At 43.7% G+C, this 17137-nt stretch carries 10 protein-coding genes; 8 read left to right on the top strand and 2 right to left on the bottom strand.

Annotation, left to right across the window (positions count from 1 at the left end):
* Position 1: 1 nt before the first annotated feature.
* Both BQ7394_RS02330 and BQ7394_RS02325 read right to left on the bottom strand, forming a co-directional pair.
* Entirely contained in the window at positions 2 to 1003 is a 1002-nt protein-coding gene (locus BQ7394_RS02330; RefSeq protein ID WP_075555897.1) for a sensor histidine kinase, read from the bottom strand.
* The gene (locus BQ7394_RS02325; RefSeq protein ID WP_075555896.1) at positions 1000 to 2364 is read right to left on the bottom strand and encodes a sigma-54-dependent transcriptional regulator; all 1365 of its coding nucleotides are present in this window, start codon (positions 2362 to 2364) and stop codon (positions 1000 to 1002) included. The genes BQ7394_RS02330 and BQ7394_RS02325 overlap by 4 nt, the downstream gene beginning before the upstream one ends.
* A gap of 227 nt (positions 2365 to 2591) precedes the next feature.
* Between BQ7394_RS02325 and BQ7394_RS02320 the strand changes: the two genes are divergently transcribed.
* The 8 genes from BQ7394_RS02320 (at position 2592) to BQ7394_RS02285 (ending at position 17133) form a co-directional block, all read left to right on the top strand.
* Positions 2592 to 3485 carry a hypothetical protein gene (locus tag BQ7394_RS02320; protein ID WP_235848655.1) on the top strand — a complete coding sequence of 298 codons (894 nt, stop codon included), beginning with the start codon at positions 2592 to 2594 and terminating at the stop codon, positions 3483 to 3485.
* Between the two features lie 128 nt (positions 3486 to 3613).
* Complete coding sequence (locus BQ7394_RS02315; RefSeq protein ID WP_075555895.1) at positions 3614 to 5092, top strand: TolC family protein; 1479 nt, start codon at positions 3614 to 3616, stop codon at positions 5090 to 5092.
* Positions 5093 to 5096: 4 nt separating this feature from the next.
* Positions 5097 to 6347, top strand: coding sequence for an efflux RND transporter periplasmic adaptor subunit (locus BQ7394_RS02310; RefSeq protein WP_075555894.1), 1251 nt, complete (start codon positions 5097 to 5099; stop codon positions 6345 to 6347).
* Positions 6348 to 6361: 14 nt separating this feature from the next.
* Positions 6362 to 8767 (top strand): ABC transporter permease, encoded by a 2406-nt coding sequence (locus BQ7394_RS02305; RefSeq protein WP_075555893.1) that lies wholly within the window; start codon positions 6362 to 6364, stop codon positions 8765 to 8767.
* 23 nt (positions 8768 to 8790) lie between these two features.
* On the top strand, positions 8791 to 11160 hold the full coding sequence (locus tag BQ7394_RS02300; protein ID WP_075555892.1) for an ABC transporter permease: 2370 nt from the start codon (positions 8791 to 8793) through the stop codon (positions 11158 to 11160).
* 167 nt (positions 11161 to 11327) lie between these two features.
* A complete protein-coding gene (locus tag BQ7394_RS02295) occupies positions 11328 to 13646 on the top strand; it encodes an ABC transporter permease (protein ID WP_210436516.1) in 2319 nt (772 codons plus the stop codon).
* 18 nt (positions 13647 to 13664) lie between these two features.
* Positions 13665 to 14723 (top strand): TolB-like 6-bladed beta-propeller domain-containing protein, encoded by a 1059-nt coding sequence (locus BQ7394_RS02290; RefSeq protein WP_075555890.1) that lies wholly within the window; start codon positions 13665 to 13667, stop codon positions 14721 to 14723.
* A 16-nt stretch (positions 14724 to 14739) separates the two neighbouring features.
* Positions 14740 to 17133 (top strand): FtsX-like permease family protein, encoded by a 2394-nt coding sequence (locus BQ7394_RS02285; protein ID WP_075555889.1) that lies wholly within the window; start codon positions 14740 to 14742, stop codon positions 17131 to 17133.
* Positions 17134 to 17137: the final 4 nt, after the last annotated feature.

The raw sequence follows: 17137 nt of genomic DNA, 5'->3' as shown, positions 1-17137 counted from the left end.
CTTATAAAGCACGCGTTCCGGGAAACAGCATCGTAAAAACGGTTCCCTTCTCCATTTCGGAAATAACAGTAATATTACCTCCATGACGATTCATAATCTGTCGACACACGCTGAGCCCGATCCCCGACCCTCCGGGCTTGGTGGTAAAGAACGGGACAAAAACTTTGTCAAGTGCCTCCGGTACGATTCCGCTCCCATTATCCGATATGGTTATAACAGGTATCCCGTCCTGCCTGAAAGCCTCTACACGAACTTCCGGAGAGAGACTTTCGCTACAAGCTTCCACTGCATTCTTCAAGAGATTTATAAGTACCTGTTCGATCATACCGCGATCGGCATACAACCTCAACTCGGAAGGCTTGATAGAATAAACGAAACGGACATCATTAGCCGGCACCAGTTTCTGTATATCGTCAAACAAAGCCGATACCGGAAACAACTGCATGGTAGGTGCCGGAATACGGGTTAATTTCCGGTAGTTCTCCACAAAGTCCAGCAGGCCCTTACTCCTACGGTGGATCGTCTGTATAGCCTGGAGCATAATCCCATAATCGCGTTCATTCATCCCATTCGATTCGGCACGCTCCGTTACCGTCTCCGACAAAGAAATGATAGGCGCAATTGAATTCATGATTTCGTGAGTTAACACACGGATCAGTTTCTGCCAGGCTTCTGTCTCCGCTTCAGCCACGACAGAATTGTATAGCCTTGAGCGGAAAGCGTTCAAGGCCTCATTCATAGAACGGGTGAGCTGCGCCTCCGCCCCACCCGATGAGGGAACAGGGAAAGAGAGGTTCAGATCGCCATAATGTATATTAGCAATCAGGTGTTCCATTCTACGGATTGTTTTCTTCTGATCCCAATATAAAGAACAAGCCAACAAGATCAGAATCACTCCTACCATGACTGTCGTAAAATAAAGACCTTTCAGTAATAGGAATGCAATTGCCAGCGACAAAAGCACAATCAATATGATCTTTATCAAGACGATATAACGTTTCATAAGCCCAGCTTATCAAGTTTCCGGTACAGGGCAAAACGGGTAATACCCAATAATTCAGCGGCACGGGTCACGTTTCCGTCGGCACGGCGCAAGGCACGTTCGATCGCTTCCTTCTCCAGAATACTCAGATTTAGTTCTTCAGTGTCGGCTTTCTTCTTTAAAGCAGAGGGCTGGAGCATAAAGTTTTCCGGTTTCAGCATTTGCCCGTCGGACAAGATAACAGCACGTTCAATAGCATGCTGTAATTCACGGACATTACCGGGCCATTCATAATTTTGCAGCTTGGTACGTGCATCACGACTCAGACCTTTGATCTCTTTCTTATACTTACGGGCGTAGCGGGAAAGGAAATAATCGGCCAGCAACTGGATATCATTCCCCCGTTCGCGAAGGGGCGGTATATGCAATTCGATCGTATTGATACGATAAAGCAAGTCCTGACGGAAAGTCCCCTCCTCCACCATATTCCGTATATTCATATTGGTTGCACATATCAGGCGAACATCGATGGATACAGGCCGGGTAGCTCCCAGACGGGTGATCTGTTGCTTCTCTATCGCAGTAAGCAATTTAGCTTGCATGGGCATACTCAGGTTTCCTATCTCATCCAGGAAAAGAGTACCACCCGTGGCCACTTCCATACGTCCCGGTTTATCCCGACGGGCATCCGTGAAAGCACCTTTTTCATAACCGAAAAGTTCGCTTTCAAAAAGTTGTTCGGGTATACTCCCCAGATCGATCCCGACAAAAACTTGTCCGGCACGTGGCGAATGATGGTAAAGGGCACGGGCCACCAGATCCTTGCCCGTTCCGTTCTCACCCAAGATCAGGATATTGGCATCCGTATAGCGTAACTTTTCAACAGTAGAGAAAATATCCTGCATAGCATTACTTTCGCCTATAATTTCAAAGCCGGCCTCTTCCGTTGTTTCAAGTGCTGCAACCTGACGTTTCAAGGATCGTACTTCGGTCCGGCTTTCACGAAGTTTCAGGGCAGCCGATAAAGTTGCCAGCAATTTCTCTTTCTCCCAAGGTTTGGGTATAAAGTCGGTAGCTCCTGCCTTGATGGCACGCACGGCTTTTTCGGTATCGGCATACGCAGTTATGAAAAGAACGACAGCATCGGGGTCGACCTTTTTTATTTTTTCAAGCCAGAAAAAGCCTTCCTGCCCGCTGATAGCATCACGACGGAAATTCATATCGAGAAAAATCACATCCGGTGCATAACTCTCCATAAAATGTTCAATCCGTTCGGGTTGTGTGGTGACACGTATCTGCTCCACATAAGGTTCCAGCAATAAATTCAAGGCAAAGAGGACATCCTCATTGTCGTCGATGATAAGTATTTTCCCCTGTTTCATAATCTATATTCCTTTCATCAGTTTTTAGTCTCCTGACAGACCTGGTAACGGGGGTAAAGATAAGGATTAAAACAATAGGAAGCATGTGCGGATACGAACGTTTTTCGTGCGATATTGCACGCGACATCTAAGACAATCAATTATAATAAAATCAGTTGAAAAACACACACAGATCAAATAAATCTTTATATTTGTACAAGCAACAATTAATCATTTAAACTCTCATTATGAAAAGAATCCATCTTATTATTCCTTGCTTATTGGCACTACTCGTAACGTTTAGTTGCCAACAACCGGCACAAACCGGCGGTGCATGTTCCGGAAAAGACATGCCTACAGAAGAAACAGTAATGGCTGTTCTGATCGACACTCCTCAGATTACGACACCGCCGGCCCGGTTAAAACTCGATCCCTTTTACAAAAAGTACATGAATGTGAACGGTATCCATGTAGTCAGTTCCTGGCGCGTACCCGACTCTTGTTTCTATGCGGCCTACGTAAGTATCAAAGCATTAACCGATGTTCTACCCCAAAAAGTACTTGAATCGATGACCAGCCGGGATACCCGGATCGGGATCATGGCGCGTTACGAAGGGACTACGGATATTCCCGAACATGCATTCCTGGTAAGTGATACGACCCTGAACTGGGATGTGCGGGCCAGAGGGTTAGGTGGTACGCTTCACATGCCTTTCTCCACCTGCGCGGAAGAAAATATCCTGGCTTACCAGATCGACAAATATCATGCAGAAGACATTCTGATCCATGAATTTGCCCATACAATACATAATGTAGGCATTCGTCCTGTCTATCCGGAGTTCAACGATGAACTGCAGGCCTCTCTCGATGCTGCCCTTGCCAAAGGACGTTGGAAAAATGTATATGCCTCGACAAATATTGAGGAATACTGGGCGGAAGGTGTTCAGAACTGGTTTAATGTAAATGCTGAAGTCGATAACGACGGAGGAGACGGTAAACACAACAAGATCAATACCCGTGAAGAACTACAACGGTACGATCCGGGATTATATAATATCCTGGCCCGTTTCTTCCCCGAAGTAAAAGAACAGGTAAGCCGTCATAAAAAAGTGAATCTATACAACTGGCAGGAAAACGACTGATCGTATCAGCTGTGCGTCTACGCACATTCTTTGTGCGCTGACGCACTGACCATTAAAACACACCTGTACCTTATACGCTAATTATCAATATTTTAAAAATGTGGCATGTTATTTGCTTTTAATAAGACATGACACATACAAGAACATACATATTATCCGCTATCCTTGCCATACTGACCGTTATCCCGGCTCATTCACAGGATACGTTACGCCTGACATTGTCCGAAACCATCCGCATAGCGCAGGAACAATCTCCCCAGGCTATCGCTGCCCGCCATTCATTCAGGGCTGCTTACTGGAACTGGCGATCTTTCCGTGCCAATATGTTACCGAGTCTGACCTTCAACTCCACCCCTTCTCTGAACCGGTCGATCAGTTCGGTTACTTTACCTGACGGGGGAGAAAGTTTCGTACACCGGAATCAACTGATGGTGGATGCTGGATTTACTATCAACCAGAATGTTTCGCTGACAGGAGGTAGCCTCTTCGTCAAGACTGCACTACAACGGCTGGATCTATTCTCTGAAAAAACAAGTTCTTATAACAGCAGTCCGGTCGTAGTGGGATACGAACAGGACCTGTTCGGGTATAATCAATTTAAATGGGACCGCAAAATAGAACCATTGCGTTACACCGAATCCCGCAAGAACCTGATAGAGACGTTAGAACTTGTAGCAGCACAGGCCACGACACAGTTCTTTCAGCTCGCCACTGCACAGACCAACTGGGAAATAGCCCAATATAATTATGCAAATGCCGACACCTTATATCAATATGCACAGGGAAGATACAATATCGGTACTATCACAGAGAATGAAATGCTGCAACTGGAATTGAATCTCCTGACAGAACAAACCAATATGATGAATGCCCGTATCGAAGTTGACGATTGTATCCAGTCGTTACGCAGCTACCTCGGAATCAAAGACGCTTCGGAGCTGGTTTCCATAACAAACGGGGAAATTCCTCATTTCACTGTCGATGTAAAACAGGCCCTGTCACTCGCTTACGAAAATAATCCCGAACCGGAATATCTGCAACGTCGCCAACTTGAAAGTGAAAGTGCCGTAGCACAAGCGAAAGCATCCCGGGGGTTCAAAGCCGACCTGTACATGCAATTCGGACTAACCCAGACAAACGAACATCTGAAAGAAGCCTACCGCAGCCCGATGGATCAACAGTTGATAAGCCTCGGTATCCGGATTCCCATCCTCGACTGGGGCGTCGGCAAGGGAAAAGTAAAAGTGGCCCTCAGCAACCGCGACAAAATATATACGGAGGTAGAGCAATCGCGCAACGACTTTGAACTGAATGTAATCAAGATGGTCAAACAATTCAACCTGCAGGCCGACAAGGTAACGATTGCACAAAAAACAGATCAGACAGCCAGGCGCAGGAACGATGTGGCACAAAAGTTATATCTCCTGGGTAAATCGACCATCCTCGACCTCAACGCTTCCATCAGTGAGAAAGACCGGGCACGACGGGATTACATTACTGCTTTATATAATTACTGGAGCCTGTATTATGGCCTGCGCAGCATGACCGGTTATGATTTTGAACAAGACCGGGAACTGACATTCAATTACGAACAATTAATGAAATAAGATAATGGACAAACCTATTGAAAAGAAACCCGTATATTACCGTTACCGCTGGCAGATTGCCGGAAGTATAGCTTTTGTTATCCTGCTGGTCTATGTATCGATCGTCGCTTCCGGCGGACGCAAATTACGTACCGAGGCTGAAAACCTTATCATAGGTGAAGCGACAGCCGATAAATTCCTGGAATATGTAGATGTGGAAGGAGTGGTTCAACCGATCCTGACCATTAAGATCAATGCCCGGGAGGCCGGGAGTGTAGAACGTATCGTCGCAGAGGAAGGTACCATGCTGAAACTCGGCGATACTATCCTGACTCTGACAAATCCGGACCTGGTACGTACCATCGACGACCAACGCGACGAATGGGAAAAGCAATTGATTTCTTATCAGGAAAAAGAGATCGAAATGGAACAAAAAAGCCTCGACCTTCAAAAACAGACTTTACAAACCACGTACGAACTCAATCGCCTGAAAAAGAGCTTTGCCCTTGACGAAGAGGAATTCCGTATGGGGGTAAAAAGTAAAGCGCAACTGGACGTACAACGCGACGAGTTTGCCTACAAGACCCAGAGTACGGCCCTCCAACTGGAAGGTTTGCGCCATGACAGTGCCGCCACGATCCTTCGCCGAGAACTGATGAAAAACGATCTCGAACGCGAACGGAAAAAGTACGCCCGTGCACAAGAGCGTATGGACAACTTAATTGTCCGTGCCCCTTTGGCCGGCCAGCTTAGTTTTGTAAAAGTCACACCCGGCCAACAGGTACAGAGTACCGAAGCGATAGCCGAAATAAAAGTACTGGATCAGTTCAAAGTGCATACGGCATTAAGCGAATACTATATCGACCGCATCACGACCGGCCTGCCCGCCACCATCAGCTGGCAAGGAAAAAAATATCCGCTGCGTATCACCAAAGTCGTTCCGGAAGTAAAAGACCGTAACTTCGATGTCGATCTGGTCTTCACCGAAGCCTCCCCCGAGAATGTCCGTATAGGAAAAAGCTTCCGCGTACAGATCGAACTCGGACAACCGGAAGAAGCACTGGTCATCCCACGTGGCGATTTCTTCCAGACCACCGGAGGACAATGGATTTATAAACTGAACGAAGCCGGTACGAAAGCCCGGAAAGTAAATATCGGTATCGGTCGTCAAAACCCGCAACAGTATGAAATAACCAGCGGATTACAACCGGGTGATAAGGTTATTGTCACCGGATACAGTACTTTTGGAGACGCGGAAGAACTGATATTAAAATAAGAAATATAGATACCATGAAAATATTATTGCTTGCGATACGCTCACTTAGCCGTTTCCGGCTTTATACGATTATCAACATATTGGGACTGGCGATGAGTCTGGCGTGTGTCATGATTATATCCCGTTACGTATTTCGGGAACTGACAGTCGATCATTTCAATCAGAATCTGGATCGTATTTGCCTGGGTACACAGCATTTTGACAGTGAGATCAAACCCCGGTTCTCTTATAGCTTCAATAGTCGAACCGGAGCAGGCGATCCTGTCCTTGAAAACAATCCGTCCATTGAGAAAATAACCGCCTTTTCCACTTTACCGGAGGATATTATAGAATCCGACAACAAAAAACATACTGCTCGCATTATTGTTACCGACACCGTATTTCTTCAGATAATGGAATACGATGTGATGGTAGGAAACAAACAAAACCTATTAAAAGGCCCGCAGGATGCTGTCATAACTCAGAGATATGCCCGAAAATTATTCGGTTCCGAAGAAAACGCTATTGGTAAAAAAATACTCTGCTCCGGCGGCCAGATGGTAACCGTAACTGCGGTTCTCAAAGAGCCTGTAGAAAAAAGTTCCATACAGTTTGACATGTTGGTCTCCTACCAGTTACAAAAAAACTGGGGATATATGTTTAGCGCATGCTTACTGTTAAATCCAGGCACAGATATACAAAAACTCAATAAAGAACTGGCAACCAATGACCGGGAAGGAGTAAACCTCTACCAGCTATTACCTTTAAAAGACAATTATTTCGATGATAGCGTCAATCGGTTCACCGACTCCTTTCAACAGGGAAACTTTGGCAATATAATGATACTATCCGGTGTTGCCTTTCTGATCCTGTTGGTTGGTATTTTTAACTTTATCAATATTTACACGGTATTGATGCTCAAACGGGCACGGGAGTTGGGCATGAAAAAGGTTTTTGGAGCAAAAGCAACACAAATGTTGGTACAACTGATTAGCGAAAATCTGGCCATGATAGGAGGAGCCTTATTCATTGCCTGGCTACTGATCGAAATAAGCGGAGAAGCAATAAGTAACTTACTGGGAATTACACAAGTGAATAATATTAAATTCGACCTGTTGTTGTCTCTTGCCATATTAATCGTACTACCGGTCATTACATCGGTATATCCATTCATAAAATATAACTATTCTACTCCTATATCATCATTACGATCAGTAAATATTAGTGGAAATTCTGTTGTATCAAGAACTATTTTCATGGTCTTCCAATATACTATAACCTGTTGTCTGATCATTGTTTCGTTATTCTTCATGAAACAACTCAACTTCATGCTGCATGCAGATCTGGGATACCGTACAAAAGATATTATCAAAGCACAATTTCTTAAATTCCCCCCTACCGCCCATACATTACCCCAGGAAGAAATAATGAAGCTTTTTGAAGACCTGGGTAAAAAGAATGAGGAGATCAAACAGAAATTAAACAGTTCCCCTTTGTTCTCCGCCTGGACGTTTGGTGAAAGTCCGAATGAAATACAGGATTACGGTAGCCGGATAAAAACACCCGACGGCGAATTTAAGGAAGTTAAGTCTACCAGTATGAGTAGTACCGATTTAAAAATATTCGAACTACAATTGAAGGAAGGACGATTCTGGAACGATTCGACAGATACGGAACTTGATTATAAATTCATCATCAATGAAACTGCGCAAAAACTCTTCGGTATTACCAATCTGGAAACAGCATTACTGCAGCCCGAAAGACGTCTATGGTGGAATGGAGACGAGGAATTAATGTCTCAAAACCCGGCCTATCAAATCATTGGTATTGTGAAAGATTTTAAATATACCCATTTGGCAAAGCCGGCTGTGCCTCTTGTTATATCCATCGCGCAATCAAGACCTTACAACTGTAAACTAACAGCAGTGGTTCAGCCAGGCAAAAGACAGGAAGCAATCGCCTTTCTTAGAAAATTACACGACGAAACCATCGGGGGAGATTTTGAATACTCATTTGTAGAAGACGATGTAAATGCCATGTATAAAGAGGATAAAAAAGCGGCTTATATCTATTCCATATTCACGGTCATAGCTATCCTGATTTCCTCTTTGGGACTATTCAGCCTGTCGTTATTCGACGTACAGCAACGATACCGTGAAATAGCCATCCGCAAAGTAAACGGTGCAACAACCGATGTTGTTATGAAAATGATGTTGCGTAAATATTTTAAACTGTTGGGATTGGCATTCATAATATCTGTTCCGATCTCGCTACTGGCAATTTTCAGATACCTGGAAAACTTTGCAAACAAAGCTTCCGTATCCTGGTGGATATTTGCTGTAGCCCTGATCGTTACAGCCGGAATCTCTCTGGCAACACTGATCTGGCAAATACGGAAAGCAGCACAAACAAATCCGGCAACAGCCATGAAAGCAGAATAATAACACTATAACAAGCTCTATGCATGAAAATACTTTTATTTGCCATACGCTCATTGATGCGTTTCCGGTTATATACTGTGATTAATATACTCGGGTTAGCTTTAAGCCTGGCCTGCGTGATCATTATCAGCCGGTACGTATACAGCGAAGCGACAACCGATCATTTCAACAAAAATCATGACCGGTTGTATCTGAGTATGCGCCATTGGGAAAACGGAGACCGGGCTCCACTCCTGTGTACAACAGATAATGTCCTTCTGAAGAAAGAGTATACCAATCCGCTGGATATACCGGAAATAGAAAAAAGAACTTCCTTCGTCTCCCTCAACAACGTAGAGATCAAAGCAGAAGAGAAAAAATTCAATGCACATGTATTGGCTACGGATACAATCTTTCTGCAATTATTGGATTTCCCGGTACTGGAAGGAAACCGTGACCGCTTGCTGGTTGATCCTAAAGATGCTGTCATTACCAGCCGGTTCGCACAGAAACTGTTCGGCAAAGAAAATCCAATCGGTAAGAACATTGAATATAATGGAAATATACTGACAATCAAAGGTATCACCGGAAATACAGAAACACAAAGTTCATTACACTTCGACCTGTTGATATCGAAAGAACTGCAATGGCGCTGGCCACCGGTCAATTATTACAGTATCGCATTAGCTTCCCCGAATGTCGACATCACCCGGATCAATGACAAACTAAAAGCCAGCTACGATGCAGCCGGTAAACAAAATGTTCTTTTCCAGGTTATTCCGCTCGACAAGCTATATATGGACAAAACCGTTGACAAGGGCCAGGATACCTTCCGGCAAGGAAATGCCGATAGTCTGAAAGTTCTTTCTTTTGTTGCCATCCTTCTCTTATTGATTGGCCTGTTCAACTTTGTCCATATCAGTTCAGTCGTTATCATTAAGCGTAACCGGGAGTTAGGAATGAAAAAAGTATTCGGGGCCAGGCCGGCCCAGCTGTTCATCCAGTTGTATGTAGAAAATCTGGCATTAACAGCCATCGCCCTGTTTCTCGGCTGGATGATTATCGAGATTACCGATCCGCTACAAATAAGCCTGCTCGGTATCTCCACCATCGTCGGTTCGTCTTTCAATACGCTATTATCCATCGGCATTCTCTTAGGATTGCCATTAATTATTACACTATATCCCTTTTTCAACTACAATTTCCGGATGACGATCCATTCGCTTCAGGGGGTTGTCCCGGAGAAAAATAAAATGGGTACCCGTTCCATCTTTTTAGTTATCCAGTATGGTATCACCTGCTGTCTGATTATTTCTTCGCTGTTTTTTATGAAACAACTACACTTCATGCTGAATGCCGACCTGGGATATCGTACCAGGGATATTATAAAAGTATGGTTCATACGTCCTTCTTCCCAAATGAGCTACGGACCGGAAGATCAACAACGATCCGATGAGATCTCATTCAATGTGCAGGAAGCGATCAAAGCGTCTCCCCTGTTTCAATCGTACAGTTACGGGCTGAGTCCATACGAAATACCGAACGATCAATTCAATAAACAGAAAATGCGTATCCCCGGGGGAGAATGGCAGGAAGTACTTCATGTGAAAATTTATAATAGTTTCTTCGACGTATATGAAATTCCGGTATCAAAAGAAATACTACCGAAAAATGAGAATGAGATACTGATGAATGAAACAGCTAAAAAATTGTTCAGTAAAGGCGGACAAGTACCTAGCGAGTTGGAAATGGAGTCATACAACGGCCTCAAATCCTACCTGGTCAAAGGCTTCACTCCTGAATTCCAGGTGGTGCATCTCTCACAACAGAACCAGCCGATCATAATGACTTCAAAAGACGTAAAAGACGAGCTTTTCTGGCCTGGCAAACTAATGGCTTCTATTGTCCCAGGGCAACGCCGGGAAGCAATCAGGTTTCTGAAAGAACTTCATGCCAGAACTGTCGGGGGAGAATTCGAATATACATTTGTAGAAGACGAGATCAGTGCCATGTATGAAAAAGACCGGTTAGTTACCCGTATCTACTCCGTCTTTGCAGTGATCTCCATCCTGATCTCTTCAATGGGGTTATTCAGCTTATCATTATTCGACATTCAGCAACGGTACAAAGAAATAGCAATCCGCAAAATAAACGGAGCTACGACGGGAATTATCATAAAATTGCTATTAAGAAAATATTACAGGCTTCTGGGGCTTTCATTTATAATAGCCACCCCGGTTTCCTGGCTGGTTATCACCAGGTATATGGAACACTTCGCAAATAAAGCTCCGTTATCATGGTGGCTCTTTGCCGTAGCATTTCTGTTTACCGGCGGCATATCCCTATTCACTCTGATCTGGCAGATACGTAAAGCTGCCGGAACCAATCCGGCAATAGCCGTCAAAACGGAATAAAAACGATTGACCCTGTAAAACAGTGCGATAATGAACGTATTACGTGCGAATACACACGATGAACAAGTATAATAAATACACATAACAACAATGTTTTCAAGCACTTATCCCTTTGGCATGTATTTTGCTTTTTATTTAGTAAACTTGCAATAAATATTCGCACAACAATGAATATGCTACAACACTATTTTAAACTGGCGGTTCGTAACCTGCTTAAATATAAATCGCAATCCATCATCAGTATTGTTGGCCTGGCGGTAGGGTTTACCTGTTTTGCACTGGCTACTTTATGGATACGCTACGAACAGACTTACGATACTTTTCATGACGGTGCCGACCGTATCTATATGATACGAATAACATCTGATATGTATAACGACGGCCTATCCCAGATTACCCCTTATCCACTGGCGGCTTTTATGAAAGAAACATTCCCGGAAGTAGAAGCTGCCTGCAATATGCAGGCCTGGAACTGCCAGTTTAAATATAAAGGAGCTAAATATAGCTCGTATCAAATAGGAGTCGATTCGGCTACAATGGCAATGTTCCGCTTTGATGTGATCAACGGGAACCGCAACTTCATGCTTCACGATAATCAAGAGATAGCCATTACCGACCAGCTGGCTCGCAAACTGTTCGGGACGGAAGATCCGATCGGTAAAGAGATCGACATCTACGGTAACAAGAAGATCTGTGCCATCATAAAGCCCTGGGACATACATAGTAATATGCCTTTTGAAATCCTCATTTCGAACGGGCACGATGAAGAGTGGAATGTATCCTCCTGGCAGACTTTCATTAAGTTGCAGAAAGGCGTCGATATAAAGTCTTTCGAAAAGAAACTGGAAGAGTTTAAAGCAGATAAGGATCCTTCTTTTTCAATCAGTAAGACAGAACTTACGCCGATCACGGCAATGCGTTACGATCGCCCCAACCGGGAAGTTACAGTGAAATATGAACATATCCTATTATTCGCTTCGGCCGGTGGCTTAGTTATCCTCTGTGCCTTATTTAACTATCTGACGCTCTTCGTTACCCGGATACGTATGCGCAACCGGGAAATTGCCCTCCGTAAAGTATGCGGCTCATCGGATAGCAACCAACTCGTCTTGTTTGCCGTCGAATATATTCTAACGCTGGTATTAGCTCTGTTTACAGGTCTGATACTGATCGAGCTTGCATTGCCTACATTTAAAGAACTTTCTGAGATAAAACTTGAAAACACTGCGATTTATCTTTCGGCGGTGAAGTATTCCGGGATCATTGTTATTCTATCCTTCCTATTGTCTTTATATCCGATCTATTATTTTAGGCGTCAGACTTTAAACGGTATACTGAAAGGTTCTGCCGGAGGTAGAAACAAAAACGTATTCCAGAAGATCAGTATGGTTGCGCAGTTCATAATCAGTATTTGTTTCATCTTTTGTTCTGTCATACTGATGAAACAGATCTATCACCTGAACCAGGCGGACTACGGACTCGAACGGACTAACCGGGCAAATGTCAATGTCTATCCACCCACTGGCGGACTGAAAGAGGAGATAGGTAAGATACCGTTTGTTACGGAGGTGTTCCCGGATAAACTGTCTGCTATCTTTCCCCGCTATGCCCGCTCTTTCCGAGGCGTAGATGAATGGGAGGGACGGCAAGATTCCACCTCTGTCGTAAATTTCGAGTTGATCGATTGTAATCAGGAATACTTCCGGTTCTACGAAATGAAATTGGTCGAAGGCACCATGCCCTCCAATGCTGCCGGCAATCAGATTCTGGTAAACCAGACTGGAATAAAGGCATTGAATATGAATCATCCTGTCGGGAAAACAATTTTGAAAGGAGAATCGCAATACGTTATTACCGGGGTAGTCAAAGATTTCTATATTGCCCCTCCTACCGTCCCTACCAAACCGATCATGTTGGTATTCCCCAAAGAATTCAATTCCGGCAACGGTGAAGGTGCTCTTTTCAAATACCAGGAAGGCACCTGGCCTCAATGCAAACAACGGATAGAACAGCTGGTGAAGAAGCTGAATCCGGACAATCAATATTTCCATGTAGGGAATATGGAAGAGGAATATGCCAAATTCCTGAAATCAGAGAATGCTTTGTTATTGATGCTCGATTTTGTTACATTGGTATGTATCCTGATCTCCCTGTTCGGTGTCTTTTCACTTGTCACCCTCGACTGTGAACAACGCCGGAAAGAAATAGCCATCCGGAAGGTGAATGGTGCAACGACACGCCATATCATGCGTAATTTCCTCCTGAAATATATGTTGCTATTGTTCATCGCCTCCGCTGTCGCTTTCCCGGTCGGTTATCTCATTATGAAACCCTGGGTACAGAATTACGTGCTTCAAACAAGTATCGACTGGTGGATATATCCGGCCATATTACTCTCGCTGATACTTCTTATCACACTCTGCACAAGCTGGCGGATATGGAGGGCTTCCAACCAGAATCCGGCGGAAACAATTAAATCCGAATAAATTTAAAACAATACAGATATGAAACAATTAGTATGCTTTCTCACTTGTCTATCCGTATTTCTCTCCTGTTCTGATTCGAAGAACAAAGGAGCCGTAAAAACGTATAAGGTCGATACAGACATCACAAACACATTATCAGGTCAGGTAGTCTTTGCCGGACAAGATATACATACTTATTACGACATCAGCATTACGGACGATTACTATGCTTTTATGGACTATTACAGTGATACGCTCCTGCAGGTCAGAGACAAAAACGACTTCTCCCTTCACCAGATGGAGATGAAGGAGAAAGATACGTTCCTTATCTCCTACCCGTCTTTTACTAAATACGATTATGCCGACAAAAATAAAAAAAATGCAATCACGATCTGGGATAACGACTCACATCTATTGAAGCGGATCGACTTGAATCAGGCACAATCCTCCCCTTTCATATCCGGTGAAACAAATTCACTTTCGGAATATAATCCGGGAGGCGGATTCACAAATTGTTGTCTTACTGCAAACGACCTGTATGCCGTATCGTTCAGCCCGGGAAAACCGCAAGTATTTTATTCTTCCAATGGTACTTCCGGACAATATGCAGTACCCGCCTATCCGAAAATCACCGTCCCCATACCCGATAACGTACGCAGGGAAGCTTACGCCAGCGACCTGGTAGTCAATGAAGAAAAGGGAGTGATCGTAGCTGCTCTTCGCTTTATCGATTGCGTAAATTTCTACGATCTTAATTGCGAGATGACAGGTTCTGTTTCTTTTGCCGATTACTACACCATCCCGGTTCCCGACATCACCAATAAGCACCTGGACGCCGAACAGAGCAAAAAATGTTTTATCGATATTTGTAGCTCAAACCAATATGTATTCTGTCTGTTCGACGGTTCGACAGACTTCACCGGCAATTCGGTCATTTATGTATTCGACTGGAACGGAAAACATAAAGCCACCTTACAAGCCGATCGCAATTTACGTAAGATCGCCACGGAGAAATCAGGTAAATACTTATTAGCTTTGTCACCGAACGAACAAGGAGGACGCGACGTAGTAAAATATGATCTGAAAAGAAAAATCTGACAAACGAACATAATTCATGATACAACACTATCTTAAGGTATCCATCCGGGAACAATTTAAATATAAAACGCAAGCCATTATCAGTATCATTGGCCTGGCCATCGGTTTTACAGCCTTTGTCTTAGGCGGATACTGGTTGTGGTGGGAAACGCATTTCGACAACTTCCATCCCAACAGCGACCGCCTTTATTGCCTTACAACAACCGGATTGGTAAAAAAAGCGACTGGTGCCGATGCTGATCTCGACCAGTTGCATGTAAACGACCTGGCAGAGATAAAGAAGTTGTTACCCGAAATTGAAAAAGTCTGCACCTTTACCGATTGCTTTTATACGATAAAACGTAACCACAGTAGCCAGATGTTATACGGCCTGATATGCGACCATTCCTTCTTTGACTTCTTCCGGGCAGATTTCATTACCGGAACTTATAAAGGCACCTACCCGAACGGGGAATCCGTTATCCTCACCGAAAGTACAGCAAAAAAGTTTTTCGGGACGACAGATTGTATCGGTAGAACATTCGAACTGAATGGTCAAACCCACCCGATTGTCACCGGAGTCATAAAAAACTATCCGGACAATTCGGATTTAATATTCCAGTTCCTATTAATCAACAAAGTAAAGCCAATCCCCAACGTCAGACGGAATAAAACATATATCCGGCTGATGAAAGGAACAAATACGAATAGAGTAAAAGAGAAACTTGCAACCTATAAAAGTCATGCTGATGACCCGTGGGGTACAGAGCATATCGACCGGTGGAAAATCAATCTGCGGACACTCCCGGAAGTCCATTTATATTGCCATCCCGAACTGGAAAACAGAATACGAAATATCCATATTCTGGCATTAGCCGGCTTTATGGCCTTCCTGAGTGCATTGATGAATCTATTGGTCTTATTTATCGGACAACAACAACGCAAACAAACCAAAAACAGGACCTATCTGTGTATCGGAGCATCTCCTAAAGATATGTTGTTGAAAGGCTGGATCGAATTATTCCTCCCTATGTTCATGGCTTATCTACTGGCATTTTGCCTGATAGAAGCCATCTTCCCCTACTACGAAAGCTATACGGCCTGGAATCACTATGGAATTTACGAGGGGATATCGCGACGAATCGACAAAGCCGCGTTATTTTCAAATGTAATCATATCCTTAGTAGCCAGTACCGTCATATTCTGGTTACTCACTATTCTTCCTATACGGAATATATTGTGCAACCGGAATACTAACCCAGTGATCTTTAAACGAGGGTTAATTGTCAGTCAGATATTTATCGGTTCGTTATTTTTTATCACTTCACTTATCCTTTTCCAACAGTTACATTTCATATTGACAAAAGATAAGGGATTGAATTATGAAAATGTGATTCAGGTAGATATGGGATACGAAAACGCGTATGAGCAAGATCTGAGAGTATTGATGCCGGAACTTCAAAATCATCCGTATGTAACGGACGTTTGTTATACGGCAACCAATTCCGGGATATTCACAGAACAGGGAGATTGGTACGGTTCTATGAACACTCATTTATCGTTCGACCCTACTGAACCCGATCACAAAAGAAGGGATCATTTAATGATCGTCAGTAAAGAATTCTTCTCCTTCTTTGAAATGACTTTAAAGCAAGGAAGCTGGATTAGCGAAAGTAATCCGGATGATTATATCGTCAACGAAACCGGTTTTAAAGACTTGGGGTATGAAGATTTACTGGAACGTTCCATATACAATAGTAAAGGCATTTCGAATCAGAAAGTAGCCGGTATCATCAAGGATTATATTTATGCCCCTATGCAATACCCTGTGCAGAAAACCTTCTTCCGGCTATATACGGATCAGGATGTAAAAGAATATATGCCTGTGCAATATTTTTATGTCCGCTATCTTCCGGAACATAAGAAAGAAGTACTGGATCATATCGTTAATGTGAGCCAGAAACTAAATGTCCATGGAGTCAGCAAAGAAAGTCTGTGTATAAAACTAACCGATCTGGTCGACAAATTCAATCGCCCGGAAAAAGTGATCTTCAGCGTATTCAGTATCATTGCGATCCTCTGTATCCTGATTTCCACTTTCGGCATTTATTCACTGGTCACTCTTTCTGCACAACAACGAAAAAAAGAGATCGCCATCCGCAAAGTAAATGGAGCCACTTTCCTGCATATCCTGCAACTCTTCTTCCGGGAATATCTCATACTGGTTATCATCAGTAACCTGTTCGCCCTGCCATTGGGATTTATCCTGATGCAACGATGGCTGGAGACCTATGCCAATCATATCAGTCTGACGACAGGACCTTTCATAGCCGTATTATTCATTACCTGTATAATTGTATTGTTATCTATCTTCCGCCAGGTGAAAGAAGCGGCACAGGCAAATCCGGCTGAAGCGGTAAAAGCGGAATAAAGTT

Origin of the sequence: Parabacteroides timonensis (assembly GCF_900128505.1) — a bacterium.
GTDB classification, from domain to species: Bacteria; Bacteroidota; Bacteroidia; order Bacteroidales; family Tannerellaceae; genus Parabacteroides; species Parabacteroides timonensis.
Note: the sequence above shows the minus strand (reverse complement) of the source record. Positions and strands in the feature narration are given on the sequence as shown.

What these genes read in the sequence shown, in the direction of transcription:
- BQ7394_RS02330 (WP_075555897.1), bottom strand. Translation starts at nt 1,003, where the DNA reads ATGAAACGTTATATCGTCTTGATAAAGATCATATTGATTGTGCTTTTG.
- BQ7394_RS02325 (WP_075555896.1), bottom strand. Translation starts at nt 2,364, where the DNA reads ATGAAACAGGGGAAAATACTTATCATCGACGACAATGAGGATGTCCTC.
- BQ7394_RS02320 (WP_235848655.1), top strand. Translation starts at nt 2,592, where the DNA reads ATGAAAAGAATCCATCTTATTATTCCTTGCTTATTGGCACTACTCGTA.
- BQ7394_RS02315 (WP_075555895.1), top strand. Translation starts at nt 3,614, where the DNA reads ATGACACATACAAGAACATACATATTATCCGCTATCCTTGCCATACTG.
- BQ7394_RS02310 (WP_075555894.1), top strand. Translation starts at nt 5,097, where the DNA reads ATGGACAAACCTATTGAAAAGAAACCCGTATATTACCGTTACCGCTGG.
- BQ7394_RS02305 (WP_075555893.1), top strand. Translation starts at nt 6,362, where the DNA reads ATGAAAATATTATTGCTTGCGATACGCTCACTTAGCCGTTTCCGGCTT.
- BQ7394_RS02300 (WP_075555892.1), top strand. Translation starts at nt 8,791, where the DNA reads ATGAAAATACTTTTATTTGCCATACGCTCATTGATGCGTTTCCGGTTA.
- BQ7394_RS02295 (WP_210436516.1), top strand. Translation starts at nt 11,328, where the DNA reads ATGAATATGCTACAACACTATTTTAAACTGGCGGTTCGTAACCTGCTT.
- BQ7394_RS02290 (WP_075555890.1), top strand. Translation starts at nt 13,665, where the DNA reads ATGAAACAATTAGTATGCTTTCTCACTTGTCTATCCGTATTTCTCTCC.
- BQ7394_RS02285 (WP_075555889.1), top strand. Translation starts at nt 14,740, where the DNA reads ATGATACAACACTATCTTAAGGTATCCATCCGGGAACAATTTAAATAT.